At 73.0% G+C, this 26784-nt stretch carries 21 protein-coding genes; 15 read left to right on the top strand and 6 right to left on the bottom strand.

Annotated elements, in window-relative coordinates:
• Positions 1–56: 56 nt before the first annotated feature.
• The 3 genes from nhaA to ACN9MM_RS18085 all read right to left on the bottom strand — a co-directional run bounded on the left by nhaA (position 57) and on the right by ACN9MM_RS18085 (position 6287).
• Entirely contained in the window at positions 57–1448 is a 1392-nt protein-coding gene (nhaA, locus tag ACN9MM_RS18095) for a Na+/H+ antiporter NhaA (protein WP_426364594.1), read from the bottom strand.
• A 299-nt stretch (positions 1449–1747) separates the two neighbouring features.
• Positions 1748–3703 carry an acetate--CoA ligase gene (gene acs / locus ACN9MM_RS18090; RefSeq protein WP_426364593.1) on the bottom strand — a complete coding sequence of 652 codons (1956 nt, stop codon included), beginning with the start codon at positions 3701–3703 and terminating at the stop codon, positions 1748–1750.
• 193 nt (positions 3704–3896) lie between these two features.
• Positions 3897–6287 (bottom strand): SulP family inorganic anion transporter, encoded by a 2391-nt coding sequence (locus ACN9MM_RS18085; RefSeq protein WP_426364592.1) that lies wholly within the window; start codon positions 6285–6287, stop codon positions 3897–3899.
• A gap of 292 nt (positions 6288–6579) precedes the next feature.
• Between ACN9MM_RS18085 and ACN9MM_RS18080 the strand changes: the two genes are divergently transcribed.
• The gene (locus ACN9MM_RS18080; protein ID WP_426364591.1) at positions 6580–7878 is read left to right on the top strand and encodes a hypothetical protein; all 1299 of its coding nucleotides are present in this window, start codon (positions 6580–6582) and stop codon (positions 7876–7878) included.
• 130 nt (positions 7879–8008) lie between these two features.
• Here the strand turns inward: ACN9MM_RS18080 and ACN9MM_RS18075 are convergent, their stop codons facing one another.
• Positions 8009–8995 (bottom strand): ATP-binding protein, encoded by a 987-nt coding sequence (locus tag ACN9MM_RS18075; protein ID WP_382865459.1) that lies wholly within the window; start codon positions 8993–8995, stop codon positions 8009–8011.
• A 102-nt stretch (positions 8996–9097) separates the two neighbouring features.
• On the opposite strand from ACN9MM_RS18075, the gene ACN9MM_RS18070 reads away from it, so the two are divergent.
• Positions 9098–9940, top strand: a complete 843-nt coding sequence (locus ACN9MM_RS18070; RefSeq protein WP_426364590.1) for an oxidoreductase — start codon at positions 9098–9100, stop codon at positions 9938–9940.
• A gap of 489 nt (positions 9941–10429) precedes the next feature.
• Here the strand turns inward: ACN9MM_RS18070 and ACN9MM_RS18065 are convergent, their stop codons facing one another.
• Positions 10430–11296, bottom strand: coding sequence for an HAD family hydrolase (locus tag ACN9MM_RS18065; RefSeq protein WP_426364589.1), 867 nt, complete (start codon positions 11294–11296; stop codon positions 10430–10432).
• 715 nt (positions 11297–12011) lie between these two features.
• On the opposite strand from ACN9MM_RS18065, the gene ssd reads away from it, so the two are divergent.
• The 7 genes from ssd (at position 12012) to ACN9MM_RS18030 (ending at position 16981) form a co-directional block, all read left to right on the top strand.
• Complete coding sequence (ssd, locus tag ACN9MM_RS18060) at positions 12012–13073, top strand: septum site-determining protein Ssd (RefSeq protein WP_426364588.1); 1062 nt, start codon at positions 12012–12014, stop codon at positions 13071–13073.
• Entirely contained in the window at positions 13070–14257 is a 1188-nt protein-coding gene (locus ACN9MM_RS18055; protein ID WP_426364587.1) for a TadA family conjugal transfer-associated ATPase, read from the top strand. The genes ssd and ACN9MM_RS18055 overlap by 4 nt, the downstream gene beginning before the upstream one ends.
• Positions 14254–15132, top strand: a complete 879-nt coding sequence (locus ACN9MM_RS18050) for a type II secretion system F family protein (protein ID WP_426364586.1) — start codon at positions 14254–14256, stop codon at positions 15130–15132. Before ACN9MM_RS18055 ends, ACN9MM_RS18050 begins: the two co-directional genes overlap by 4 nt.
• 41 nt (positions 15133–15173) lie before the next feature.
• A complete protein-coding gene (locus ACN9MM_RS18045) occupies positions 15174–15917 on the top strand; it encodes a type II secretion system F family protein (RefSeq protein ID WP_426364585.1) in 744 nt (247 codons plus the stop codon).
• A gap of 89 nt (positions 15918–16006) precedes the next feature.
• Positions 16007–16270 (top strand): DUF4244 domain-containing protein, encoded by a 264-nt coding sequence (locus ACN9MM_RS18040; RefSeq protein WP_426364584.1) that lies wholly within the window; start codon positions 16007–16009, stop codon positions 16268–16270.
• Entirely contained in the window at positions 16257–16622 is a 366-nt protein-coding gene (locus tag ACN9MM_RS18035; protein ID WP_426364583.1) for a TadE family type IV pilus minor pilin, read from the top strand. The genes ACN9MM_RS18040 and ACN9MM_RS18035 overlap by 14 nt, the downstream gene beginning before the upstream one ends.
• Positions 16619–16981, top strand: coding sequence for an Rv3654c family TadE-like protein (locus tag ACN9MM_RS18030; RefSeq protein WP_426364582.1), 363 nt, complete (start codon positions 16619–16621; stop codon positions 16979–16981). Before ACN9MM_RS18035 ends, ACN9MM_RS18030 begins: the two co-directional genes overlap by 4 nt.
• Here ACN9MM_RS18030 and ACN9MM_RS18025 read toward each other — a convergent pair.
• Entirely contained in the window at positions 16944–19493 is a 2550-nt protein-coding gene (locus ACN9MM_RS18025; RefSeq protein ID WP_426364581.1) for a DEAD/DEAH box helicase, read from the bottom strand. The two genes, ACN9MM_RS18030 and ACN9MM_RS18025, sit on opposite strands and share 38 nt — an antisense overlap.
• 80 nt (positions 19494–19573) lie before the next feature.
• Between ACN9MM_RS18025 and ACN9MM_RS18020 the strand changes: the two genes are divergently transcribed.
• From ACN9MM_RS18020 to ACN9MM_RS17995, 6 genes are all read left to right on the top strand, one after another.
• A complete protein-coding gene (locus ACN9MM_RS18020; RefSeq protein ID WP_015034520.1) occupies positions 19574–19927 on the top strand; it encodes an STAS domain-containing protein in 354 nt (117 codons plus the stop codon).
• A 15-nt stretch (positions 19928–19942) separates the two neighbouring features.
• Positions 19943–20401: an ATP-binding protein gene (locus tag ACN9MM_RS18015; protein WP_426364580.1), complete on the top strand. Its 459-nt coding sequence runs from the start codon at positions 19943–19945 to the stop codon at positions 20399–20401.
• 382 nt (positions 20402–20783) lie between these two features.
• Positions 20784–23102, top strand: a complete 2319-nt coding sequence (locus ACN9MM_RS18010; RefSeq protein ID WP_426364579.1) for a sodium-translocating pyrophosphatase — start codon at positions 20784–20786, stop codon at positions 23100–23102.
• 232 nt (positions 23103–23334) lie between these two features.
• The gene (locus ACN9MM_RS18005; RefSeq protein ID WP_426364578.1) at positions 23335–24072 is read left to right on the top strand and encodes a small secreted protein; all 738 of its coding nucleotides are present in this window, start codon (positions 23335–23337) and stop codon (positions 24070–24072) included.
• A gap of 94 nt (positions 24073–24166) precedes the next feature.
• A complete protein-coding gene (locus ACN9MM_RS18000; protein ID WP_426364577.1) occupies positions 24167–25750 on the top strand; it encodes a DUF7059 domain-containing protein in 1584 nt (527 codons plus the stop codon).
• A complete protein-coding gene (locus ACN9MM_RS17995; protein WP_426364576.1) occupies positions 25747–26751 on the top strand; it encodes an ArsR/SmtB family transcription factor in 1005 nt (334 codons plus the stop codon). Before ACN9MM_RS18000 ends, ACN9MM_RS17995 begins: the two co-directional genes overlap by 4 nt.
• The last annotated feature ends 33 nt before the right edge of the window (positions 26752–26784 follow it).

Here is a 26784-nt window from a genome sequence, read left to right as displayed (position 1 = left end):
CTGCGGTCCGAGGTCCTCTTCTACGGTGCGAGTCCTCTTCTACGGTCCGCATCAGATCATGCCGGACGGTCGGCCCCGTCGCGCGATGCCCCCGCCAGTCGGGCGCGCTCGCGGTGTTCCGCGGCCTTCTTCTCGTGGATCGCGGCCATCCGCAGGTGGTACTCGGGGTTGTCCTGCTCGTAGATGTCGGGGATGCCGTCCTCGTCCTCGTCGCGCTCCTCGTCGGAGACGAGGGCCTGGTACTTCCGGACCCGCAGCTTCAGCAGGACCGAGGCGAGGACCGCCGCGATGAGCGAGCCGATCAGGACGGCGGCCTTCACCTCGTCGGTGAGCACGGCGTCACCGGCGAAGGCGAGTTCGCCGATGAGGAGCGAGACGGTGAAGCCGATCCCGGCGAGGGTGGCGACGGCGAACACGTCGGGCCAGGCCAGGTCCGGGTTGAGCTCCGCCCGGGTGAAGCGGGCGGCGAGCCAGGTGCCGCCGAAGATGCCGATCGCCTTGCCGACGACGAGACCGAGGACCACCCCGAGGGTGACCGGCTGGGTGAAGACGTCGTGGATGGCGCCGCCGGAGACGCTCACACCGGCGGAGAACAGCGCGAACAGGGGCACGGCGAGCCCGGCCGAGAGCGGCCGGACCAGGTGCTCGATGTGCTCGCCGGGGGACTGCTCCTCGCCCTCCCGTGTGGTGCAGCGGAGCATCAGGCCCATGGCGACGCCGGCGATGGTGGCGTGGACGCCGCTGTTGTACATCAGGCCCCAGATGACCAGGGCCAGCGGCACGTACACGTACCAGCCGCGGACGCCCTTGCGGAGCAGTACCCAGAAGACGACGAGACCGGCCACGGCGCCGCCGAGCGCGGCGAAGTTCAGGTCGCTGGTGAAGAAGACCGCGATGATCAGGATCGCGAAGAGGTCGTCGACGACGGCGAGGGTGAGCAGGAACGCGCGGAGCGCCGACGGCAGCGAGGTGCCGATGACGGCGAGGACGGCGAGCGCGAAGGCGATGTCGGTCGCGGTGGGCACGGCCCAGCCGTCCAGGGAGCCGCCGCCGACGGTGTTGACCAGGGTGTAGACGAGGGCGGGGGCGGCCATGCCGCAGAGTGCGGCCACGACGGGGAGCATGGCGGCCCTGGGGTCGCGCAGCTCGCCCGCGACGAGCTCGCGCTTGAGCTCGATGCCGGCGACGAAGAAGAAGATCGCGAGGAGGCCGTCGGCCGCCCAGTGCTGGATCGACAGGTCGAGGCCGAGGGCGGCGGGGCCTATGTGGAAGTCGCTGACGGTCTCGTAGCTCTCGCTGAGCGGGCTGTTCGCCCAGACGAGGGCGGCGACGGCGGCGAGGAGGAGCAGGACGCCGCCGACGGTCTCGGTGCGCAGCGCGTCGGCGATGTACCGCCGCTCGGGAAGCGAGAGACGGCCGAGGAACTTGCGGTCGGTGGGCACGGACACGGGGAGACCTCCGTCGGGCAGGCAGGGCGAAGCACATGCCGACCAGACTTCCCGGCTCACCTAGGTCTTTCTGTCGCGTTCCTGACGCGGTCCTTACTTTACCTAACGAGCCCGAGTGGTGTCCGGCGGGATTCACTTTAGGGAGATTTGCTCCGTTCGTCCCGTCAGGAGAGGTGCGGGGGTCCGGGGAGTGGGGGTTCGGGGGGCGGAGGTACGTGGGGCGGGGGCACGCGGGGTGGGGAACAAGAACGCCCGCCCCGAGCGGCTCGGGGCGGGCGTTCGCATGCGGTACCGGTCGGTCAGTCCTCGCTGGACGTGGCCGGCAGCTGGGTCTGGATCAGCGACATGACCGAGGAGTCCGTCAGCGTGGTGACGTCACCGAGCTCACGGTTCTCCGCGACGTCGCGCAGCAGACGGCGCATGATCTTGCCCGAGCGGGTCTTCGGCAGCTCCGCCACCGGCAGGATCCGCTTCGGCTTGGCGATCGGGCCGAGCGTCGCGCCCACGTGGTTGCGCAGGTCGGCGACCAGGTTGTCGTCCTCGCTCGCCGTGCCGCGCAGGATGACGAAGGCGACGATCGCCTGACCGGTGGTCTCGTCGGCGGCGCCGACGACGGCCGCCTCGGCGACCGACGGGTGCGAGACGAGGGCCGACTCGACCTCGGTCGTCGAGATGTTGTGGCCCGAGACGAGCATGACGTCGTCGACCCGGCCGAGCAGCCAGATGTCGCCGTCGTCGTCCTTCTTGGCGCCGTCACCGGCGAAGTACTTGCCCTCGAAGCGCGACCAGTACGTGTCGATGTAGCGCTGGTCGTCGCCCCAGATGGTGCGGAGCATCGACGGCCACGGCTCGGTGAGGACCAGATAGCCGCCGCCGCCGTTCGGGACCTCGTTCGCCTCGTCGTCCACGACGGTGGCGGAGATGCCCGGCAGCGGGCGCTGGGCCGAGCCCGGCTTGGTCTCGGTGACGCCCGGCAGCGGCGAGATCATCATCGCGCCGGTCTCGGTCTGCCACCAGGTGTCCACGATCGGGGTCTTGTTCGCGCCGATGTGCTCGCGGTACCAGATCCAGGCCTCGGGGTTGATCGGCTCGCCGACCGAGCCCAGCACGCGGAGGCTGGACAGGTCGAACTTCGCGGGGATGTCGTCCCCCCACTTCATGAACGTGCGGATCGCGGTGGGCGCCGTGTAGAGGATCGTGACGCCGTACTTCTGCACGATCTCCCAGAACCGGCCCTGGTGCGGGGTGTCCGGCGTGCCCTCGTACATGACCTGCGTCGCGCCGTTGGCCAGCGGGCCGTAGACGATGTACGAGTGTCCGGTGACCCAGCCGATGTCGGCGGTGCACCAGTAGACGTCGGTCTCCGGCTTGAGGTCGAAGACGGCGTGGTGGGTGTAGGCGGCCTGGGTGAGGTAGCCGCCGGAGGTGTGCAGGATGCCCTTCGGCTTCCCCGTGGTGCCCGAGGTGTAGAGGATGAAGAGCGGGTGCTCCGCCGGGAAGGCCTCCGGGGTGTGCTCGGCGGACTGGCGGGCGACGATGTCGTCCCACCAGACGTCCCGGCCCTCGGTGAAGGCGGTGTCCTGGCCCGTACGGCGGACCACGAGGACGTGCTCGACCTGCGGACACTTGGCGACGGCCTCGTCGATGGCCGGCTTGAGGGCGCTCGGCTTGCCGCGGCGGTAGCCGCCGTCGGCGGTGACGACCAGCTTGGCGTCGGCGTCCTGGATGCGGGAGGCGACGGCGTCCGCCGAGAAGCCGCCGAAGACCACCGAATGGGCGGCGCCGACGCGGGCGCAGGCCAGCATCGTGATGGCCGCCTCGGGGATCATCGGCAGGTAGACGGCGACGCGGTCGCCCTTGCGGACACCCAGCTCGGTCAGGGCGTTGGCGGCCTTGGAGACCTCGTCCTTGAGCTCGGCGTAGGTGATCGCGCGGCTGTCGCCGGGCTCGCCCTCGAAGTGGATGGCGACCCGGTCGCCGTGCCCGGCCTCGACGTGCCGGTCGACGCAGTTGTACGCCACGTTCAGCTCGCCGTCGGCGAACCACTTGGCGAACGGCGGGTTCGACCAGTCGAGGGTCTCGGTCGGCTCGGTGGCCCAGCTGAGGCGCTTGGCCTGCTCGGCCCAGAAGCCCAGCCTGTCCGCCTTGGCCTGCTCGTACGCCTCCGCCGTCACATTGGCGTCCGCGGCCAGCTCGGTGGGCGGCGCGAACCGCCGCTCTTCCTTGAGCAGGTTGGCCAAGGATTCGTTGCTCACGACATCTCCCTTTCCCAGGGCGTCCTCTGTGCGTATGTGTCCCGAGTCATACCTCACCAGTCAGACGCCCGGGTGACAAGAGCATCCAGGGAATTGGTTTAGACCTGTGAGTGCAGTGACGTGCGGTGGCCCCTTCTTCCCGAGCGGTGGGAGAAGGGGCCACACAGTCTCACGGCCGGGCGGACCGGAAAGTTCAGGACGCGTGCACCGGTTCCAGGTGGCCCGTCGGCATGACCTGGGTGAAGACGTCGTCGTAGCTGTGCACCTCGTCCGTCCCGGAGAGGAGATACGCCTGCGCCTCACCCACGTGGAAATACACGCCGTGCAGCGACAGGGTGCCCTCGGCCAGCCGGCGCGCCACCGGCTCGTACGCCCGCAGGTGCTCCAGCTGCTGGACCACGTTGGTCAGGCAGAGCTGCTCGACCGCGTCGGCCGGCAGACGCCCGGAGATCCGGGCCCAGGCGTGTCGTCGGCTCGCCATCCGCTCCAGGCTGGGCAGGCCGTGGCGCAGCCAGCGGCGGAGCGGGGTCGGCGGGTCGTCCGGGCCGCCGTTGAGCAGCGCCTGCATCGCGCCGCAGCCCGAGTGGCCGCACACGGTGATCGACTCGACCCGCAGCACGTCCACGGCGTACTCGATCGCCGCCGCCACCGAGTCGTCCCCGCTCTCCTCGCCGGGGAGCGGGACGAGATTGCCGACGTTGCGCACGGTGAAGAGGTCACCGGGGCCGCTGGAAGTGATCATGCTGGTGACGAGACGGGAGTCGGCGCAGGTCAGGAAGAGCTGCGAGGGCCGCTGGCCCTCCCGCGCGAGCCGGGCGAGCTCGTCCCGCACGAGCGGGGCGGTGTTCCGCTGGAACTTGCCGATGCCGCTCGCCAGGTGCAGCCCCGTCGCCGGTCTGGTCCCGGCGGTGCCGGGGGCCTCCGTGGCCGCGGCGGTCACGGTGGCCGTGGCGGTCGTGGTGGGCTGCTCCCCGCACTGGTGGTTGTGCCAGGGCGTCCAGGGACGGCAGCACGGGTGCGCGGCGGAGGCGGCGACGGGGGCGGGCTCCGCGATCCGGGCGCCGGAGGGGCCCGTCGTCTCGACCGTCCCGCCGTGGGCGAGGTGCCCGGCGGTCCAGTCGCTCAGCGTCTCGTAGGCGGCGTGGTCCATGAACGACCCGTCCAGCTCGACCACCACGTCGGATCCCTGCGGCAGCTGGTGCAGGGCCCGGCTGAGCCGGGGCACGGCGAGGAACGTCAGCTGACCCCGGACGTGCAGCAGATGGCGCCCGTCCCGCTCCTCCCGGGTGATCCGCGTGCGGGCCAGCCGGTTCAGGGCGACCGCGATGGCGACGGCGACGCCGAGGGCGACACCCTCCAGGATGCCGACGAGGACGACGCCGGTCACCGTCACCGCGTAGACGACGACCTCGCGATGGCGCGTGACCGTACGGATGTGGGTGATGCTCACCATCTGGATGCCGACCACCATGACCAGCGCGGCGAGCGCGGGCAGCGGGATCAGGTCGAGCACCGGCACGAGCAGCAGGGCCGCGAGCACGATCCACAGGCCGTGCAGCATCGTCGAGGCGCGACTCACCGCGCCCGCCGAGACGTTCGCGACGCTGCGGACCGCGACCCCGGCGACCGGGAGGCCGCCGAGCGCCCCGGAGATCACGTTGGCCGCGCCCTGTCCGGCGAGCTCGCGGTCGAGGTCGGCACGCGGGACGCCCCGGCCGCGGTCGGCGCGGCCGGCGACGAGCTTGTCGACCGCGACGGCCGACAGCAGTGACTGCACGCTCGTGACGAGGGTGATCGTGAGGACGCCGGCCGCGATGCCGAGGACCGGGCCCTCGGGCAGTCCGGGCAGCGCGTGGCTGCTCCAGGACGGCAGGTGCACGCGCGGTACGGCGAGTCCGGCGACGGTGGCCACCGCCGTCGCCCCGGCGATCGCGACGAGCGCGGCCGGGACCTTCCGCGCGAGCCGCCCCGCCCGGCCGGGCATCCGGGGCCAGCACAGGAGCGCGGCCACGGTGAGGGCGCTGATGGCGAGCGCGGCCGGCTGGGCGCGCGCCAACTGGGCGGGCAGTCCCAGGACGTTGTCCACGGCGGAGCTCTGGGGGGTGCCGCCGAGCACGATGTGGAGCTGGGCGAGGGCGATGGTGACGCCGATGCCGGCCAGCATGCCGTGCACGATCGCGGGCGAGACGGCGAGCGCCGAACGGGCCACGCGCAGGGCGGACAGGGTGAGTTGGGTGAGCCCGGCGAGGACGGTGATGGCGCAGGTGGTGCGCCAGCCGTACCGCTGGATGAGCTCGGCGGTCACGACGGTGAGTCCGGCGGCGGGGCCGCTCACCTGGAGCGGGGAGCCGCCGAACCGGCCGGCGACGAGGCCGCCGACGGCGGCGGCCACCAGGCCGGACTGGAGCGGGGCTCCGGTGGCGAGCGCGATGCCCAGCGAGAGCGGCAGCGCGATCAGGAAGACGGCGACGGACGCGGAGAGGTCGGCGCCGGCGACGCGGAAGCGGCGGGGCCCCTCCGGCGGGCTGTGAGGCCGCTGGATCCGGGGCCGGTTGGTCGTGCGGGCAGGGGTGCAGAGGGTCATTCCCGTCTCCTCCGGGGCAGCGCGGTCGCGGCTCTTGCGGGGTGCAGCGGCGGGATTCCCGGCGAGAGCCTCCTGGGAGGGGCATCAACGCTCGGTAAATGGATCGTAATGGAGAGTAAAGACTCCGGCATTATTTTCGGGGCAAATAGGGCAATGATTCACCGGTTCCGGTGACAGAACGTGCGCACGCCGCTTGTCGTTGACGCCCCTCGGTGCTCCTGGTGCGACGTTGACGCCGCTTGTACGGAAATCGCTTGTAGGGAAATCCGAGGATCTGAGGAGAGGTGCGCGGATGTCAGTCGCCCGCAGAACCACCACCGTCCGGAGGAAGGCGCTCGCCGTCGGCGCCGTCACCCTCGCCCTCGCCACCGGCCTCGCCGGCTGCTCGGGCTCCGACGACACCGCCACGAAGGGGTCACCCGGCGGCACGGGCGCCAAGAAGGGCCCGGCCGCGGCCCCGCAGTCCGCACCCCGGCTGATCGGCGACGGCTCGACCGCCTTCACCGGCGCCCAGCCCCACCAGCCGGTCTGGCACAAGCTCAAGCCGGGCGAGACGCCGCCGCAGTTCGTGGTCTTCTCGTGGGACGGCGCGGGCGAGGACAGCCAGAAGCTCTTCTCCCACTTCCGCACGGTGGGCAAGAAGTACGACGCCAAGATGACGTACTTCCTCAGCGGCGTGTACCTGCTGCCGGAGGACAAGCGGGAGCTCTACGACCCGCCGCAGCACAACGCCGGCAGCTCCGACATCGGCTTCAACGACACCGAGGGCATCCGCGCCACCGTCCGCGAACTGCGCGGCGCGTGGCAGGAGGGCAACGAGATCGGCACCCACTTCAACGGCCACTTCTGCGGGAAGGAGGGCGGCGTCGGCAACTGGTCGGTCGAGGAGTGGAAGAGCGAGATCAACCAGGCCAAGTCCTTCGTCAAGAACTGGAAGACCAACGCCGGACTCCGCGCCGAGCAGCCGCTGCCCTTCGACTACGACAAGGAACTCGTCGGCGCCCGCACTCCCTGCCTGGAGGGCCGGACGAACTTCGTCCGGGCCGCGTCCGAGATGGGCTTCCGCTACGACACCAGCGGTGTCAACGACCAGATCTGGCCCAAGAAGGACCTGGGTCTGTGGGACCTGTCGATGCAGCTCGTGCCGGTCCCGGGCCGCGCCTTCCAGACGCTCTCCATGGACTACAACTTCCTGGTGAACCAGTCTCCCGGCACGACCCAGGGCGAACCCTCCCAGCAGTCGTACTGGGGCGACCAGATGCGCGACGGCCTGGTGCAGGCCTTCGAGCGTTCCTACCGGGGCAACCGCGCGCCGCTGATCATCGGCAACCACTTCGAGTCCTGGAACGGCGGCACGTACATGCGCGCCGTCGAGGAGACCATCGCCACCGTCTGCGTGCAGAAGGACGTCAAGTGCGTCTCCTTCCGCCAGCTCGCCGACTGGCTCGACGCCCAGGACCCCGAGGCGATCGCCAAGATGCGCACCCTGAACGTGGGCGAGGCGCCGGCAGCCGGCTGGAAAGCCTTCCTCTCCCCGCAGGCGGCGGCCCCGGCGGGCGCGCCGGCCACCAAGGCGGCCGCACGGCACTGAGCGGGTCACGCGGTCCTCAGCGCCGGGCTGCGCGGGGCTGCAGCGGGTTGAGCGGGTTGAGCGGGTTGCGCAGGGCTGAGAAGCCCGCACGCGCTAGGCGGGCTGCACGGCACTGAGCGGGCCGCACGCCCTAAGCGGGCTGCGCGGCACTGAGCCCTTCGTCCAGCACGAACTCGGGGTCGACCTGCGCCGCCAGGTCGGCCCCGGTCTTCGCGTTGCCCCAGCTCTCCGCGTTGCGCAGGTGGAAGTGGACCATCTGGCGCGTGTAGCGCTCCCAGTCGCGGTGGGCGTACGAGTCGTCCGCCGCGTCCTGGAGCGCCTGGAGCGACATGCGGTTGTCCGCCTCCAGGAGCTCGAAGCGCGGCGGGCGGCCCTTCTCCATCGCGCGCACCCAGTCCGAGTGGCCGACCGTCACGAGCAGGTCGTCGCCGACCTCCTCGCGCAGGAAGTCGAGGTCGTCCCGCCCCTGGACCTTGTTGCCGACGACCTTGAGCGCCACGCCGAAGTCCCGCGCGTACTCCTTGTACTGCCGGTAGACCGAGACGCCCTTGCGGGTCGGCTCGGCGACCAGGAAGGTCATGTCGAAGCGGGTGAACAGGCCGGACGCGAAGGAGTCCGAACCCGCCGTCATGTCGACGACCACGTACTCGTCGGGCCCGTCGACCAGGTGGTTGAGGCAGAGCTCCACCGCCCCGACCTTCGAGTGATAGCAGGAGACCCCGAGGTCCGACTCCGTGAACGGGCCGGTCGCCATCAGCCGGATCTCGCCGTCGTCGAGCGGGACCGGACGCGCGCACGCCTCGTACACCGGGTTGTCCTCGCGGACCCGCAGCAGCCGCGAACCCTCCCCGGGCGGCGTCGTCTTGATCATCGTGTCGGCGGAGGCGATCCGGGGATTGCTGCCCCGCAGGTACTCCTTGATGAGCGGCAGGTGCGCGCCCATCGCGGGCAGCGCGGCGGCCTCCGCCTCGGGCAGGCCGAGCGCGGCGCCCAGGTGCTGGTTGATGTCGGCGTCGACGGCGACGACCGGCGCTTCGTTGGCGGCGAGGTGGCGGATGAAGAGCGAGGACAGCGTCGTCTTGCCGCTGCCGCCCTTCCCCACGAAAGCGATCTTCATGTTCACCTAGGGTAGCGGCACGATCGCGGCCCGTGGTCAAGGTGCGTGAAGAAGACCACTCCATCGTGGGGCGGGCCTCCGGGGCGCGTAGCCTCCCTACTTATGAGTACGCACGCCTCTGACCCCTTGGCCGCCCTCGGCTCCCTGCCGGGCGTCGCCGAAGCGGTGGACTCCGTACGCAAGGCCGTCGACCGGGTCTACGGCCACCGCGTGATGCGCCGCCGCAGCAACGAGATCTCCTCCGAGGCGGCCCTGCGCGGCGCGCGCGGCTCGGCCGCCCTGTCCGGGGCCGACTGGGCCCTGGAAGAGGTCCGCAGGCGCACCGACTTCAGCGCCGACGCCGAGGCCCGCACGGTCGGTGCCGCCCTGCGCCTCGGTGCCGAGGCCGGGCAGCTGCTCTCCATCTGGCGCCAGTCGCCGCTGCGCGTGCTCGCCCGGCTCCACCTGGTCGCCGCCGGTGACGCGGGCGTCCCGGGCGGCACCGGCCCGGGCGACACGGTGGGCCGACCCCGGCTGGACGGCGAGACGGTCGACGAACCGCTGATCGACGCCCCGGTCCCGACGCCCGCCGAGGTCGCGGGCAGGCTCGACGGCCTCGCCGAGCTGATCGTCGCGGGCAGCGACGCCCCGGCGCTCGTGACGGCCGCCGTGATCCACGGCGAACTCCTCGCGCTGCGCCCCTTCACCTCGTACAACGGCCTGGTCGCGCGCGCGGCGGAGCGGATCGCGCTGGTCGGCAGCGGACTCGACCCCAAGGCGATCTGCCCGGCGGAGGTCGGCCACGCGGAGCAGGGGCGGGCCGCCTACCTGGCCGCGTTCGAGGGATACCTGTCGGGCACCCCGGAGGGCGTGGGCGCCTGGATCGCGCACTGCGGACGCTCGGTCGAACTGGGAGTCCGCGAGTCGACAGCCGTCTGCGAGGCCCTCCAGCGCGGCGCCGCCTGACCCCGGCCTTCAGGCCGGAGGAGTCTCTGTCGGGGAGCGAGCGTCCCTCGCGAGGAGGAGCAGCCTCGTGCGACGGGAGCCGCCTCGTGTGAGGGGAGCCGCCTCGTGTGAGGGGGCCTCTGGCAGCGGGGGCGCCTCCTGCAACGGGAGTGCCTCTTGCAAGGGGGCGCATCTCGCCAAGGGAGTGGGCGGGGCCGGACATGGGTTGCGGCGGCACCAGTCCTGGTACCGCCGCTGGCACTTCCACCCAGTTACCAAGCGTCCTCGATATGTGCCCATCAGGCCGGGAACTTTGCCCGTGGCCTGGTGCGGCTGGCCCGTAATCGACGGGTCGACGTCGCGTGGGTGCCCGGTTTCGGTGCTAGGTCCGTGGGGCCTTCATGCTCAACAGGTGATCCTCTCGGATGTCCTCGGTCTCGCGGGCCTGATTCCTTTCTACTCCTGTCCGGGTGGAAGCGAAAGTGCTGGCTCCACTTCTCTGCCGACTGCTCAAATTCGGGCAAAGTCCCCGGCGAGCCGCTGGGCGAGGGCGGCCTGACGGCGCCGTGCCGCGTACCAGACGAGTCCAGCTCCGACCGCTGCCGCTCCCACCGCCGCGGCGGCGACGAGCGTGGGGCGCGGCGGCATCCGGAATTCGGGCAGTCGCTGCTTGAGGCGCACCGGCTTCTCGAAGGCGAGAACCGGCCATTCTCGGGCCGCGGCCTCACGGCGCAGCGTCCGGTCGGGATTGACCGCGTACGGGTGACCGACGGCGTCCAGCATGGGGATGTCGGTCGCCGAATCGCTGTACGCGTAGCAGCGCGAGAGGTCGTAGCCCTCCGACTTCGCGAGCTCCCGGACCGCCTCCGCCTTCGTCGGCCCGTAGGCGTAGTACTCCACCTCCCCGGTGAAGCACCCGTCCTCGCCGACCACCATCCGGGTGGCGACGACCCGGTCGGCGCCGAGCATCTCGCCGATCGGCTCGACCACCTCGGCACCGGAGGTCGAGACGATCACGACGTCGCGGCCGGCGGCGTGGTGCTTCTCGATGAGGGAAGCCGCTTCGTCGTAGATGATCGGGTCGATCAGATCGTGAAGGGTCTCGGCGACGAGCTCCTTCACCTGGGCGACGTTCCAGCCTTTGCAGAGCGCGGAAAGATATTCACGCATCCGCTCCATCTGGTCGTGATCGGCCCCGCCCGCCAGGAAGACGAACTGGATGTAGGCCGTCCGCAGGGCGGCGCGGCGGCTGATCAGTCCGCCCCGGTAGAAGGACTTGCTGAAGGTCAGCGTCGATGACTTCGCAATGACCGTCTTGTCCAGGTCAAAGAAGGCGGCTGTGCGCGGCAAGGAGTGGTTTTCCACAAGCCCGAGCATAGGTGCCCGCCATTCGGCGTACGCTGGGGCGCGTGGGTTTGCCTGAGAAGGCTCTCGGGTACACCATGGAAGTCACGGATCGTTCGCGACCGTGCTAACCCGGTCCGGCTCCTCCCCCCCCCGAGTCGGCCGGAGAGACGACCCCCGCTCTCCCCCCCGGCGGGGGTCGTCGCATGTCCGGAGCCGTTTTGGCCCTGTGCGCCATCGCCTGCTCCCTTCCTTCCGCTCTTCGGCTGTGAGTCGACCTGGGCCCCGCTCTGCCCTTGACTCATCACTCACAGTAATCGTCGGGCTGCGTTCCGGACAGTCCTCGGAGGGGTGGCGAAGTTATTCACAGCCCCTCCCTTATCCACAGTTTTTCGGCAAGATCGGCACGATTTCCGAGGCGGCCCCACGGTGATTCCTGTCGCGAAGTTCGCGGACGGCAGGAATCACGAGAGGGGAGTGCGTCGTGGAGACATCCAGGACTTCCGGGGCCAGGGGTACGACACGCGGTTCGGCGCCGTGGGGAAGGGACGCGCGGGGCCCTGAGGCGCGAGGAGTCGGCTCGTCTGACATGGGCTCGACCGGTCCCGGAGACCCGGGGTCGGGCTCGCCGGGACCAGGAGGCCCGGGGTCGGGCTGGTCGGGGCTCGGAGGCCCGGGGTCGGGCTGGTCGGGGCTCCGAGGGGCGGGTGCGGGGGCGCCGCGGGCGGAGCGGCCGGGGGCGGAGGGGGTGCGTCGGTCCGGGCCGCTGATCGTCACCGAGGACCTCGGGCTGCTCGACGACCTCCTGCGGCTGTGCGCCGCCGCCGGCGTGGAGCCCGAGGTGCACCATCGGGTGCCCGAGCGGCGGGCGAGCTGGACGGACCCGCCGCTCGTCCTGGTCGGGGACGACGCCGCGGCCCGGTGCCGGGGAGCGGTGCGCAGGCCGGGAACCCTCCTCGTCGGCCGGGACCGGGACGATCCGGGGCTGTGGCGGCTGGCCGTCGAGATCGGCGCGGAGAGCGTGCTGAGCCTCCCGGGAGCCGAGAGCCTCCTCGTCGACCGCCTCGCCGACGCGGCCGAGGGGGCGGAAGGGGCGGCGCTGACCGTCGGTGTCGTCGGCGGACGGGGCGGCGCGGGGGCCTCCACCCTGGCCTGCGGTCTCGCGCTGGCCGCCGCGAGGGCCGGGCATCGCACGCTGCTCGTCGACGGCGACCCGCTGGGCGGCGGGCTCGACGTGCTGCTCGGCGGCGAGCGCGAGGAGGGCAGGCGATGGCCCGACTTCGCCGCTTCGAAGGGCCGTCTGGCCGGCGGCGCCCTGGAGGAGTCCCTGCCTTCCTTGCGCGGGGTCCGGGTGCTCAGCTGGGGCAGGGAACCGGCGGCGCCTGTGCCGCCCGAGGCCGTGCGGTCGGTGCTCGCCGCCGCGCGCCGGAGGGGCGGGGCCGTCGTGGTCGACCTGCCGCGCGGGAGCGACCCGCCGGTCACCGAGGCGCTGGCGCAGCTGGACCTCGGACTGCTCGTCGTCCCGGGGGAGTTGAGGGCCGTCGCCGCCGCCCACCGGATGGTCTCGACGATCGGGCCCGCCGTGCGCGACCTGCGGGCCGTGGTGCGCGGGCCGTACGCGGTGGGGCTCGACGAGCGGTGGGTCGCCGACGCGCTGCGGCTGCCGCTCGCGGGTGAACTCCCCTACGACCCGGGGATCGTGGCCGACCAGGACGCGGGAGTGCCGCCGGGTGCCGAGCCCCGGGGGCCGCTCGGCCGGTTCTGCGCCGCCTTCTGGGACCGCGTCCTCGTGCCCGGTGGTGCGGCATGACCGGGACAGGAGGTGCGTCCTGGGGCGCGCGAGACGGCACCGGCCTCCTCGACGCCGTGCGGCAGCGGCTCGCGGCGACCGGGGCCGAGCCCACTCCGGCGCGCGTGGCGGCGGCGCTCCGGGCTCAGGGGAGGCTGCTCGGCGACGCCGAAGTTCTGGGTGCGGCGGAGGAGTTGCGGTGCGAGCTGATCGGTACCGGCCCGCTGGAACCGCTGCTCGCCGACCCGGCGGTCACCGACGTCCTGGTCTCGGCACCCGACCGGGTGTGGGTGGACCGGGGCACCGGCCTCGAGCGGGCACCGGTGTCCTTCCCCGACGCAGCCGCCGTCCGCCGGCTCGCGCAGCGGCTCGCGGCCGTGGCAGGGCGCAGGCTCGACGACGCCCGGCCCTGGGTCGACGCCCGGCTCCCCGACGGCACCCGGATGCACGCGGTGCTGCCGCCGGTCGCGGTCGGCTCGACCTGCCTGTCCCTGCGGGTGGTCCGTCCGCGCGCCTTCTCCCTGGAGGAGCTGGTCGCCGCGGGCACGGTGCCGCCGGGCGGCGCGCCGATCCTGCGGGCCCTGATCGACGCCCGTGTGTCCTTCCTCGTCAGCGGCGGTACCGGGACGGGCAAGACCACGCTCCTCGCCTCGCTCCTGGGTCTGGTGGGGGAGCGGGAGCGGATCGTGCTCGCCGAGGACTCGGCGGAGCTGCGGCCGGACCACCCGCACGTGGTGCGCCTGGAGGCGCGGCCGGCGAACCAGGAGGGCGCCGGGCTCGTGACCCTGCGGGACCTGGTCCGCCAGGCGCTGCGGATGCGTCCCGACCGGCTGGTGGTCGGCGAGGTCAGGGGCGGTGAGGCGGTCGACCTGCTCGCCGCTCTCAACACGGGTCATGAAGGCGGCTGCGGAACTGTCCATGCCAATACGGCGGCGGACGTCCCCGCACGGCTCGAAGCCCTGGGGACGGCGGCCGGGCTCGACCGGGCCGCCCTGCACAGCCAGTTGGGCGCGGGGCTCTCGGTCGTGCTGCACGTCGTACGGGACCGGGACGGGCGGCGGCGGATCGCCGAGGCCCACGTCCTGGAGCGGGACCGGGACGGTCTGGTGCGGACGGTGCCGGCGCTGCGGTGGGGCGCGTCCGGGTTCGAGCGGGAGCGGGGCTGGGAGCGGCTGAGTGCGTTGATCGGAGGGGGAGTGCGGTGACGGTGGAACTGGTGCCGGTGCGGAGCGCGGCGCACGGGTTGGCGGCGCTCTGCGCGGTGCTCGCCTTGTGGTGGGCGGCCGAGTGGCGGCGCGGTGGGAGCCGGGCGCGGGTGGTGCTCGCGGGCGGAGTCCCCGTGGGGCGGGTCGGCTGGGCGTGGCCGGAGTGGGCCGCGCGGTGGTGGGCCGTGCTGAGGGGGCGGCGCGCGTGGCTGTGTCTGCCGGCCGCGGGAGTTCTCGCGCTGCTCGGGGAGTCGCCGCTGCCCCTGGTGGCGGGGGCGCTCGCGGTGCCCCTGGTGGGGCGCCGGCTGCGGGCCGCGGAGCTCAGGAAGGAACGGGACGCGCGGGCCGAGCGGGTGGTGGCCCTGTGCGGGGCGGTCGTCGGGGAGTTGAGGGCGGGATGGCAGCCCGCGCAGGCGCTGTCCTTCGGCGCCCGGGAGACGGGCGCGCTCGGCGACGCCGAGGCGCCGGTGCTTGCGGCGGCCCGGTTCGGCGGGGACGTGCCCGGGGCGCTGCGGTGGGCGGCCCGGCAGGACGGTGCCGACGGCCTGGCGGGCATGGCGGCCTGCTGGCAGGTGGCCGTGGACGGAGGCGCGGGCCTGGCCGCCGGACTGGACCGGCTGGAGGCCGCCCTTCGCGACCACCGCGAGCAGCGTGACCGGCTGCGGGCCGAACTGGCCGGCGCCTGGGCCACGGTGACGGTTCTCGCGCTGCTTCCGGCGGCGGGACTGGCCCTCGGGGCGGCCCTGGGCGCCGACCCGCTGCGGGTGCTGCTGCACACACCGGCCGGACTGGGCTGTCTGGTCGTGGGCGGGGCGCTGGAGGCGGCCGGACTGTGGTGGGCCACGCGGATCGTACGGGGAGGGGAGCGGGCGTGATCCAGGAAGGGGTTCAGCAGGCGTGGCACGGTGTTCGAGGGGTGGGCCTTCTGCTTCCGGTGTCGGTCCTCGGCGCGCTGGGCGTGCGGGAGGTGCTGCGCGGGCTGCGGGCGCGCCGGACGCGGCGCCGGGTCGGGATCCTCCTCGGGAGCCCGGAGCCGAGGCCCCGGAAGTCCCGGGGCGGGCCGCCGGCATGGGTGGGGCTCTGGCTGCCGCCGCTCCTCGGGGTCGGTGTCGGCTGGGTGCTGTTCGGCTGGGGCGGCGGGCTGTGCGCCGGTGCCGCCGTGGCCGCCGGGGCGAGGGTGAGGGCCGCGAGGCGGACCTCGCCGCCCGGCGGGGACGCGGAAGTGGTGCGTCATCTTCCCCTTGCTGCGGATCTGTTGGCGGCCTGCGCCGCCTCCGGGGCCGGGCCCGGCGAGGCGGCGGAGGCGGTGGGCCGGTCACTGGGCGGTCCGCTCGGCGAGCGCCTGACCCGCACGGCCGCCGAGCTGCGGCTCGGCGGCGAACCGGCCGAGGTGTGGGGGAGGTTCGGCGCGATACCGGGTGCCGAAGGGCTGGCCCGCTGCATGGAGCGGGCCGGTTCCTCGGGAGCGCCTGCGGCGGAGGCCGTCGCCCGGCACGCGGCCGCCCTGCGCGCCGGCCGCGCCCGCGCGGCGGCGGCCGGGGCGCGCCGGGCGCAGGTACTGATCAGCGCACCCGTGGGCCTCTGTTTCCTGCCCGCCTTCCTGGCGGTGGGGGTGGCTCCGGTGGTGATCGGCCTCGCGACGGGACTGCTGGACGGATGACCCGACGACAACCGACGAGACAACACGACACGAGCACGGCACGGCACGGCAAGAGCACGGCACGACACGACACGACGGGGAACGACGACATGGCGAAGCACGACGCGGCACGGCAGGACGAGGCAGGACGGGGCGAAGGGGGCGGCACGGGGCGTGGGGCGCGCCTGCGGGGTTGGTGGCGGGCACGGCGGGAGGCGGCGCGCCGCGACGCGGGCATGACCACGTCCGAGTACGCGGTGGGGACGATCGCCGCGGCGGCGTTCGCCGCCGTGCTCTACAAGATCGTGACCAGCGGGGCCGTCTCGGGGGCGCTGGAGTCGGTGATCGGGAAGGCCCTCGATGCGCCGTTCTGACCGGGGTTTCGTGACCGTGGAGGCGGCGCTGGTCCTGCCCGTCCTCGCGCTGTTCACGGTGACGCTGCTCTGGGCGCTGGCCGCGGCCGCCGCGCAGATCCGGTGCGTGGACGCGGCGCGGGCGGGGGCGCGGGCGGCGGCCCGTTCGGAACCGGTGGCCTCCGCCGAGGAGGCCGCCCGGGCCGCCGCGCCCGAGGGAGCCCGGGTGTCGGTGGCGCGGGAGGGCGAGCTGTGGCGGGTGACGGTGGAGGCGGCGGCCCCGGGGCCAGGGGGCATGGGGGTCACGCTGAGAGCGGGCGCGTCGGCCCTCGCGGAGGACGCGGTGGACGCGGCGGCCGGAGGGACGCCATGAGGGGGTGCCGGCGGGGAGGACGGGGTGGTGATCGTGGGGCGGCGACCGTGTGGGCCGCGTTCGCGGCGTGTGCCCTGTGCGTGGTGTTCGGGGTGGTGCTCGCACTGGGGCAGGCGGTGGCGACCCGGCACCGGGCCGGCGGGGCCGCCGACCTGGCCGCTCTCGCCGCCGCCGACAGGGCCCTGTGGGGCGAGGCCGAGGCGTGCGCGGCGGCCTCGCGGGTGGCCGTCGCGCAGGGCGCCGAGCTGGTGCGGTGCGTGGTCGGGGACGGGGTGTCGGACGTGACCGCCCGGGTCGTGCGGGGTCCCTACCGGCCCGAGGTCAGGTCCCGGGCGGGCCCTCCGGGCCGGTCTCCGTGACCGGCGCGGTCTCCGTGACCGGCGCGGTCTCCGGGGCCGGAGGGGTCTCCGGAGCCGGAGGGGCCTCCGGGGCCGTGCGGAGGAGTTCTGTGAGGAGGCGGACGGCGCCGCGCTTGTGGAGCGGATCGTTGCCGTTGCCGCACTTCGGGGACTGGATGCAGGAGGGGCAGCCCGCCTCGCACTCGCAGGAGGCGATGGCCTCCCGGGTGGCCGTCAGCCAGGCGCGGGCGGTGTGGAAGGCGCGCTCGGCGAAGCCCGCGCCGCCCGGGTGTCCGTCGTACACGAAGACGGTGGGCAGCAGGGTGTCGGGATGGAGAGGTACGGAGACGCCGCCGATGTCCCAGCGGTCGCAGGTCGCGAAGAGCGGCAGCATGCCGATGGAGGCGTGCTCGGCGGCGTGCAGGGCGCCGCCGAGGATCTCCGGGGTGATCCGGGCGGCGTCGAGCTGGTCCTCGGTGACCGTCCACCACACGGCCCGGGTGCGCAGGGTGCGGGGCGGCAGGTCGAGCTTGGTCTCGCCCAGCACCTCGCCGGTGATGAGGCGGCGGCGGAGGAAGGAGACGACCTGGTTGGTGACCTCGACGGAGCCGTAGCAGAGGCGGCCGGCTCCCCAGGGAACCTCGGTGTCGGTTTCGAGGACGGTGATGGAGGTGGTGTCGCGGGCGGTGGTGGAGTACGGGGGGACGGCCTCCTCCACGAGGGCCACGGAGTCCTTCAGGTCGAGCTCCCGCACGAGATAGGTGCGGCCCTGGTGGAGGTGGACGGCGCCCTCGTGGACGGCGGTGTGGGAGGCGGCCTCGTCGACCGTGCCGAGGAGGCGGCCGGTGCCGGCCTCCACGATCCGGACGGGGCTGCCGCCGCCGCCCCGGATGTCGGCCAGGTCTGCGGCCCGCTCGCGGCGGGTCCAGTACCAGCCGGCGGCGCGGCGGCGGAGCAGCCCGGCGCCTTCCAGCTGGGGGAGCAGGCCGGGCGCGGCCGGGCCGAAGAGGGCCAGGTCGGCTTCGGTCAGCGGGAGCTCCGCGGCGGCGGCGCACAGGTGGGGGGCGAGGACGTAGGGGTTGTCGGGGTCCAGGACGGTCGTCTCGACCGGCTGCTCGAAGATCGCCTCCGGGTGGTGGACGAGGAACGTGTCCAGCGGGTCGTCCCGGGCGACCAGGATCGCGAGGGCGCCCTCGCCCGAGCGGCCGGCGCGGCCCGCCTGCTGCCACAGGGAGGCCCGGGTGCCCGGGTAGCCGGCGATCACGACGGCGTCCAGGCCGGAGACGTCCACGCCCAGCTCCAGGGCGGTCGTGGCGGCCAGGCCGAGGAGCTCGCCGGAGTGCAGGGCCCGTTCCAGGGCGCGGCGCTCCTCGGGCAGGTAGCCGCCCCGGTAGGCGGCGACGCGGCGGGCGAGGGCGCGGTCGGTCTCGGCCAGCCGTTCCTGGGCGATCACCGCGATCAGCTCGGCGCCGCGCCGGGAGCGGACGAAGGCGACCGAGCGGACGCCCTGGCGGGTCAGGTCGGTCAGCAGGTCCGCGGTCTCGGCCGTGGCGGTACGGCGCACGGGCGCGCCACGCTCTCCGTGCAGCTCGGTCAGCGGCGGCTCCCAGAGGGCGAAGACCAGCTCGCCGCGCGGGGAGGCGTCGTCGGAGACCTCGGTGACCGGCAGGCCGGTGAGGCGGCCGGCGGCCAGGGCCGGTTCGGCGGAGGTGGCGGAGGCGAGGAGGAAGACCGGTTCGGAGCCGTACCGGGCGCAGACACGGCGCAGGCGGCGCAGTACCTGGGCGACGTGGGAGCCGAAGACGCCCCGGTAGGTGTGGCACTCGTCGATCACGACGTAGCGCAGGGAGCGCAGGAAGGAGGACCACCTGGGGTGGGAGGGGAGCATGCCCATGTGCAGCATGTCGGGGTTGGTCAGCACGTAGTTCGCGTACTGGCGGACCCACTCGCGCTCCTCGACCGGCGTGTCGCCGTCGTAGACGGCGGGGCGGATCCGGTTGCCGAGCGGGGCGGCCAGTTCCCGCACGGCGCGCCGCTGGTCGGCTGCGAGGGCCTTGGTGGGCGCCAGGTACAGGGCGGTGGCGCCGCGGCCGTTCGGGGCCTCGGAGCCGTCCAGGAGGGTGCTGAGGACCGGGGCGAGGTAGGCGAGGGACTTGCCCGAGGCGGTGCCTGTGGCGATCACCACGGACTCGCCGTCCAGGGCGTGCTCCGCGGCCTCCGCCTGATGCGCCCAGGGGTGCTCGATCCCGGCCGTCTCGATCGCCGCGATCACCTCGGGACGGATGCGGTGAGGCCAGACGGCATGGCGACCCTCCCGGGCGGGCATGTGCTCCGTATGAGTGATGCGCGCGGCCCGGCTCTCGCCCGAGGAGAGCCGGTCGAGGACCATGCCGGGAGAGGGGCGGCTGCCCGTTTCCCCGGCCGGACGACGGGGGCGGTGATTCTTGGCCATCGGCACCGAGTGTGTCACTGCCATGACGGACAATGCTTCCAAGGCGTCGTGCATGGCTGCTGGTAAGTGATTGAATGCCATCGCGGCTGGCGTTCCGTTCCTCGGCTCCGCCCCGGAGACCCGAGGGAACGATCGCCCGATAGCAAGGTGCTGGAGGATCCGTGGACCTGTCCCTGTCGACTCGCAATGTGTCCGGCGCTGGTGGTGACCGTACGGTCGTCGAGGTCGGTGGCGAGATTGATGTGTATACCGCGCCCAAGCTGCGCGAGCAGTTGGTCGAGTTGGTGAACGACGGCAGCTACCACCTGGTCGTCGACATGGAGGGCGTGGACTTCCTCGACTCCACCGGACTCGGTGTGCTCGTCGGTGGCCTGAAGCGCGTTCGCGCCCATGAGGGCTCGCTGCGTCTGGTGTGCAACCAGGAGCGCATTCTCAAGATTTTCCGGATCACGGGTCTCACCAAGGTGTTCCCGATCCACACCTCGGTCGACGAGGCCGTCAACGCCGTCGACTGAGCCCAGGGGGTTCGCATGGCCACCGTTGAACTCCGCTTCAGTGCTCAGCCCGAGCACGTCCGCACAGCCCGTCTGGTGGCGGCCGCGGTCGCGCGCCGGGCGGGTGTGGACGAGGCGGTTCTCGACGAGGTGCGTCTCGCTGTGGGTGAGGCCTGTTCCCGTGCGGTCGGGCTTCACCGGAGCAACGACGTCACGACCCCCATCCGGGTCGTCCTGACCGAGGAGGAGAAGACGTTCTCCATCGAGGTCGGCGACGAGGTGCCGGGTGCGGGGGTGGCGGCGGCGGATGCGGCCGGTGTCCCCGGCTCGCGGGCCGCGGCCCCGGCCGAGGACTTCGACGACGCCGACGGTGAGGACGAGATGGGTCTCGCGGTGATCCGCGGGCTCGTCGACGACGTCGAGGTGAGCGCCGGCGAGGACGGCGGCACCATCCGGATGAGCTGGCCGGTGAACGCGGCGGACGTCCTGTCCTGACCCGTGCGCTGGGGACGTCCGTCTCGACCCGTGCCCTGTGCGCGGTGAGCGTGCGTCCTGACCCGTGCCCTGTGCGCGGTGGGCGTCCGTCTCGACCCGTGCCCTGTGCGCGGTGGGCGTCCGTCCCGACCCGTGCCCTGTGCGCGGTGGGCGTGTGTTCGGGTGACGTCGTGGCCCGTGCCCCGTGCCTCGTGCGCGGTGGGCGTCGTCCGGTCGTGCCTCGTGCGCGGTGGATGTCCGTCATGAACCGGGCTCGTACACGTACACGTACGAACAGAAAGAGGCCCCGCAGCGCGGGGCCTCTTTCTGTGTGCCGGGTGCCCTCGCCCACGAAATGGCGCATCCCCGTATGCACCGGTTCGTCTCCCTATGATCCGTCCCCATGTACCCCACATCTCTCGCCGCGGCGGTGCTCACGAGCGGGAACCGGACGATCGTGGCCGTCGTCGCGGCCGTCGCCCTCGCCGCCCTGGTCGTCGCCCGGCTCCTCGTCCGCCAGGTGCTCACGGCCGGTGAGGGCACCGAGAGGATGAAGGAGATCGCCGCCGCCGTGCAGGAGGGCGCCAACGCCTACCTCGCCCGGCAGCTGCGGACCCTCGCCGTCTTCGCGGCCGCCGTGTTCTTCCTGCTGATGCTGCTGCCCGCCGACACCTGGTCGCAGCGCGCGGGACGCTCCCTGTTCTTCCTGGTCGGGGCGCTGTTCTCGGCGGTCACCGGCTACATCGGCATGCGGCTCGCCGTACGGGCCAACGTGCGGGTCGCCGCCGCGGCCCGGGAGGCCACCCCGGGGCCCGGCGAGCCCCAGAAGGACCTGAACGAGGTCGCCCACAGGGCCATGCGGATCGCGTTCCGCACCGGCGGGGTCGTCGGCATGTGCACGGTGGGCCTCGGGCTGCTCGGGGCGTCCTGCGTCGTCCTCGTCTACGCCGCCGACGCGCCCAAGGTCCTGGAGGGATTCGGCCTCGGCGCCGCGCTCATCGCGATGTTCATGAGGGTGGGCGGCGGCATCTTCACCAAGGCCGCCGATGTCGGCGCCGACCTCGTCGGCAAGGTCGAGCAGGGCATCCCCGAGGACGACCCGCGCAACGCCGCCACCATCGCCGACAACGTGGGCGACAACGTCGGGGACTGCGCCGGCATGGCGGCCGACCTCTTCGAGTCCTACGCCGTGACCCTGGTCGCCGCGCTGATCCTCGGCAAGGCGGCCTTCGGTGACCACGGTCTCGCGTTCCCCCTGATGGTGCCGGCGATCGGCGTGGTCACCGCCGTGATCGGCATCCTCGCGGTCGCCCCGCGGCGCGCCGACCGCGGTGGCATGAGCGCGATCAACCGCGGGTTCCTGGTCTCGGCGGTGATCTCGCTCGCGCTCGTCGCCGTCACGGCCTTCGCGTACCTGCCGTCCTCGTACGCCGAGCTCGAAGGCGTCACCGAGCCCGGCATCCACGGCCACGGCGGCGACCCGCGGGTCCTCGCCCTGGTCGCGGTCGCCCTCGGCATCGTCCTCGCCGCGCTCATCCAGCAGCTCACCGGCTACTTCACCGAGACGAGCCGGCGGCCGGTCAGGGACATCGGCAAGTCCTCCCTCACCGGTCCCGCGACCGTCGTCCTCGCGGGCGTGGCGCTCGGCATGGAGTCCGCCGTCTACACGGCCCTGCTGATCGGGCTCACCGTCTACGGGGCGTTCCTGCTCGGCGGGGCCTCGATCATGCTGGCGCTGTTCGCGGTGGCCCTCGCCGGGACGGGGCTCCTCACCACCGTCGGCGTGATCGTCGCGATGGACACCTTCGGTCCGGTCGCCGACAACGCCCAGGGCATCGCGGAGATGTCCGGGGACGTCACGGGCGCGGGCGCGCAGGTCCTCACCGACCTCGACGCCGTCGGCAACACCACCAAGGCCATCACCAAGGGCATCGCCATCGCCACCGCCGTCCTGGCGGCCTCGGCGCTCTTCGGCTCGTACCGGGACGCCATCGCGACCTCGGTCGCCGACGTCGGGGAGTTCGGGGTGAAGGCGGGCGAGGTGACACTCTCGATGGACATCTCGCAGCCCAACAACCTCTTCGGGCTGATCCTCGGGGCGGCGGTCGTCTTCCTCTTCTCGGGGCTCGCGATCAACGCCGTGTCCCGCTCGGCGGGATCGGTGGTCTACGAGGTGCGGCGGCAGTTCCGCGAGCACCCCGGGATCATGAACTTCACCGAGAAGCCGGAGTACGGGCGGGTCGTGGACATCTGTACCAAGGACGCGCTGCGCGAGCTCGCAACGCCCGGGCTGCTCGCCGTGATGGCCCCGATCGCGGTCGGCTTCGCGCTGGGCGTCGGTCCGCTCGGCGCGTACCTCGCCGGGGCGATCGGCACGGGCGCGCTGATGGCCGTCTTCCTGGCCAACTCCGGTGGCGCCTGGGACAACGCGAAGAAGCTGGTCGAGGACGGGAACCACGGCGGCAAGGGCAGTGAGGCGCACGAGGCGACCGTCATCGGGGACACGGTCGGCGACCCGTTCAAGGACACGGCGGGCCCGGCGATCAACCCGCTCCTGAAGGTGATGAACCTGGTCGCGCTGCTGATCGCCCCGGCGGTCGTGCGGTTCAGTTACGGCGGCGACGCGAGCGCCGGGCTGCGGACGGCGGTCGCGTTGGTCGCGCTGGTCGTCGTGGTGGGTGCGGTCCGGGTGTCCAAGAGGCGTTCTGTGGCCGTGTCCTGACGTGATGTCCGGATCGGACCGGCGTGATGTCCGAGTCGGCCTGACGTGATGCCCGAGGCCGCTCGCCCTGAAGTGGCGTCCGTCTCATTCCAGGGTGTTTCCGGGGTGATCAAGACACGCATCGCTTGGTTCAAAAGGTGGCAATGTGGGAGGAATCCGTCCCACGAAAGGTGGAAGTAGCCCGTTCGGCGTGTATGTTCCGGGGCCGAGAGCCTTGGAAGGGACCGATCCGTTGAACAAGAAGCTTGCGGCCGCACTGTCCGGCGGCGCGGTACTGGTGCTCGCGCTGTCCGGTTGCAGCGACGACGAGGGCGACAAGGTGGGTGACTGGGCCAAGACGTTCTGCGACCAGGCCAAGCCCCAGATCCAGAAGCGGGCCGACGCCCACCAGATCATCATCTCGACCGCTGCCGACAGCAAGCCGGCCGAGATCCAGGCCGCCGACTCGAAGGCGTTCCAGGACATCGCGAACGCCGACCGCGCCCTCGCCAAGGCCGTCGAGGCCGCCGGCGCCCCGCCGGTCGAGAACGGCGAGAAGGTCCAGCAGGACGCGATCAAGGAGCTCAACGCCACCGCGCTGGCCTACGAGGGGCTCAAGAAGCAGGTCGACGCGCTGGACCCGACGAACCAGCAGAAGTTCGCGGACGGTCTCCAGGGCGTCGCCGACGGTCTGACCAAGATCGAGAAGATGGACCAGAACGCCCTGTCCAAGCTGGAGGAGGGCGAGCTGGGCCAGGCGATGGCCAAGCAGCCCGGCTGCCAGAAGCCCACGGCCTCGGTCCCGCCGAAGACCTCCGCCTCCCCGAAGTCCGGCTCCACCGCCGACTCCGGTTCGACCGGCGGCTCCGGTTCCACCGCGGGCTCCGGCTCGGACTCGGACTCGGACTCGGATTCCGGTTCCTCGGACCCGAGCAAGAAGCCCTCGGCCAAGGCGACCAAGAAGTCCACGGTCGCCAAGACCGAGGAGTAGGACCCGGGGCCGATCGGCCCGGCGCCGGCGGCGATCCGCCGCACGCCGCCGGGTCGGCCGCCCGGATGTCGGTGGCGGCCGTCACAATGGAGCGGTGAGTACGACCAGCCTGCCTCCCCGCCTCCCGGTGCCCGCGCACGCCGCCCGTCTGCGCGAGGCCCTGCTCGCCGCCGACTTCACCGCCGACGGCCTGCTCGACCTGCTCGGCGCCCCCGCGTACGCGGCGCTCGCCCGCAGCGAGACCGTGCCCGCCCTGCGCGCCACCCGCGGCGACACCCCGCTGGAGACCCTCGTCCGGCTCTTCCTGCTCCAGGAGCCCGTCGCGGCCGACCGGGCCGCCGCCGCGCTCCCGCTCGACGAGGCCCTCGCCGACGGCTGGGTGGTCCGCGAGGGCGGCACCGTCCTCGCCGCGGTCGACGTCCGGCCGTACGGCGGACCCGACGGCGAGGACTGGTTCATCGTGTCCGACCTGGGCTGCGCCGTCGGTGGCGCCGGCGGCATCGGAAAGAAGGACGAAGGGGTCGTCCTCGGCGTCGGCGGTGCCTCCACCACCCTCGCCGGCATCACGGTCCGTACGCCGGTCGCCACGGTGCTCGACCTCGGGACCGGCTCCGGCATCCAGGCGCTGCACGCCGCGCAGCACGCCACCCTGGTCACCGCCACCGACCTCAACCCGCGCGCCCTGGACTTCACCCGGCTCACCCTCGCCCTCTCCGGGGCCCGGGAGGCCGAGCTGCTGACCGGCTCGCTCTTCGAGCCCGTCGACGGCGACACGTACGACCTGATCGTCTCCAACCCGCCGTTCGTGATCTCCCCTGGCGCCGGACTCACCTACCGGGACGGCGGGATGAGCGGCGACGACCTGTGCCGCACGCTCGTGCAGCAGGCCGGGGAGCGGCTCAACGACGGCGGGTACGCCCAGTTCCTCGCCAACTGGCGGCACGTCGAGGGCGAGGAGTGGCAGGAGCGGCTGCGGTCCTGGGTGCCGCGCGGCTGCGACGCCTGGATCGTGCAGCGTGAGGTCCAGGACATCACCCAGTACACGGAGCTGTGGCTGCGGGACAGCGGCGACCACCGCGGCGACCCGGAGGCGTACCGGGCGGCGTACGACCGCTGGCTCGACGAGTTCGAGGCGGGCAAGACCCGCGCGGTGGGCTTCGGCTGGATCACGATCCGGCGGAACGAGGCCGTGGCCTCGGGCGCGGTCGAGCCGTCGATCGTCGTCGAGGAGTGGCCGCACCCCGTCGAGCAGCCCCTCGGCCCCACCGTCCACGCCCACTTCGAGCGCCAGGACTACCTGCGCGGACACGACGACGCCGCGCTCCTCGCCGACCGGTTCACCCTCGCGCCCGAGGTGGTGCAGGAGCAGGTCGGGCTGCCGGGCGCCGAGGACCCGGAGCACGTGGTGCTCCGGCAGAACCGGGGCATGCGCCGCGCGACCCGGGTCGACCACGTCGGCGCCGGGTTCGCCGGCGTGTGCGACGGCACGCTCAGCGCGGGCCGCATCCTCGACGCGATCGGGCAGCTGATGGGCGAGGACCCGGTCGTGCTCCGCGACCGCACCCCGCAGGCGATCCGGCTGCTCGTCGAGGAGGGCTTCCTGCTGCCCGTCGCCGAGCCGTCCGTGACGGGGGAGGCCGCGGGCGGGCCGTCCGCGACGGGCGGGAGCGGCGCTTGATACGGATCGAACTGGACGAGGCCTCGCTCGGGGCGACCCGGATCGCGATCAGTCCGCTGCGTGACGCGTTCTGCGCGATGCACCTCGCGCTGCCGCGGCGCCACCCCTCCTGGCCGTACCAGGAATGGGTCGGGCAGGCGCGCGAGGTGTGGCGCGAGGACGACCGGCTCCGCCCGCTGTGGGACCTGTTCGCCGAGGGGCGGTACGACGTCTCCGACTTCCTGCTGCCCCGGCCGTTCGGCACGGTCCACGTCCACGAGGAGCTCGCCGCGCTGCGGGCCACCGACCCGGACTTCGTCCGCGCCCAGGTGGCCGTCTGCTACCCCGGCATGGCCGACGCGCCCTTCCTACGGCCCTACCTGAAGGACCCGGAGGCAGCCTGCGCGGCGCTCGCCGACGCGTACGCCGCCTACTGGGAGGGGGCGATCGAGCCGTACTGGCCGACGATGCGCCGCCTCGTCGAGGACGAAGTGCTCGTCCGGGCCAGGACGTTCGCGACGGAGGGCGTCGACGCGCTGTTCGCGGGCCTGGAGGCGCGGGCGCGGTGGCAGCCGCCCGTGCTCGAACTGACCAAGCACATCGCCGCGGAGTACGCGCCGGGCGAGCGGCGCCTCGTCCTCGTGCCGCTGGTCTTCGCCGAGGGCTGCCGGCTCTACTCCACCGACGACCCCGAGGTCTTCGCGGTCAGCTTCCAGGCCCGGGGCGCCGCCGCCCTGCGCGAACCGGCCGAGCCCGTCGCCGAGGACCGGCTCGGGCTGATGCTCGGCAAGGGCCGGGCGGCGGTCCTGCGCGAGCTGGGCGGGCCCCTGACCACGGCAGGGCTCGCCGACCGGCTCGGCCTCGCGCCCAGCACGGTCTCCGAGCACCTGTCGGTCCTCGCGGAGGCCGGCGTCGTGACCCGCCACCGCGTCGGGCGTTCGGTGTACTACCAGCTGACGGACACGGGCCGTTCGCTGCTCGCGCTGCTCACGGGACAGGACGTGCTCACGGCGGTGGCCTGAGGCCCGCGGACGGAAGACGATTCGGGGCCTCCC

It is taken from the genome of Streptomyces sp. E-08 (assembly GCF_049913095.1).
GTDB lineage: Bacteria > Actinomycetota > Actinomycetes > Streptomycetales > Streptomycetaceae > Streptomyces.
Note: the sequence above shows the minus strand (reverse complement) of the source record. Positions and strands in the feature narration are given on the sequence as shown.

Coding starts and splice junctions, on each gene's coding strand:
- ACN9MM_RS18030 (WP_426364582.1), top strand. CDS start 16,619: ATGAGGGGGTGCCGGCGGGGAGGACGGGGTGGTGATCGTGGGGCGGCG.
- ACN9MM_RS18065 (WP_426364589.1), bottom strand. CDS start 11,296: ATGCTCGGGCTTGTGGAAAACCACTCCTTGCCGCGCACAGCCGCCTTC.
- ACN9MM_RS18080 (WP_426364591.1), top strand. CDS start 6,580: ATGTCAGTCGCCCGCAGAACCACCACCGTCCGGAGGAAGGCGCTCGCC.
- ACN9MM_RS18075 (WP_382865459.1), bottom strand. CDS start 8,995: ATGAAGATCGCTTTCGTGGGGAAGGGCGGCAGCGGCAAGACGACGCTG.
- ACN9MM_RS18010 (WP_426364579.1), top strand. CDS start 20,784: ATGTACCCCACATCTCTCGCCGCGGCGGTGCTCACGAGCGGGAACCGG.
- ACN9MM_RS18085 (WP_426364592.1), bottom strand. CDS start 6,287: ATGACCCTCTGCACCCCTGCCCGCACGACCAACCGGCCCCGGATCCAG.
- ACN9MM_RS18070 (WP_426364590.1), top strand. CDS start 9,098: ATGAGTACGCACGCCTCTGACCCCTTGGCCGCCCTCGGCTCCCTGCCG.
- ACN9MM_RS18040 (WP_426364584.1), top strand. CDS start 16,007: ATGGCGAAGCACGACGCGGCACGGCAGGACGAGGCAGGACGGGGCGAA.
- ACN9MM_RS18035 (WP_426364583.1), top strand. CDS start 16,257: ATGCGCCGTTCTGACCGGGGTTTCGTGACCGTGGAGGCGGCGCTGGTC.
- ACN9MM_RS18055 (WP_426364587.1), top strand. CDS start 13,070: ATGACCGGGACAGGAGGTGCGTCCTGGGGCGCGCGAGACGGCACCGGC.
- ACN9MM_RS18015 (WP_426364580.1), top strand. CDS start 19,943: ATGGCCACCGTTGAACTCCGCTTCAGTGCTCAGCCCGAGCACGTCCGC.
- ACN9MM_RS18025 (WP_426364581.1), bottom strand. CDS start 19,493: ATGGCATTCAATCACTTACCAGCAGCCATGCACGACGCCTTGGAAGCA.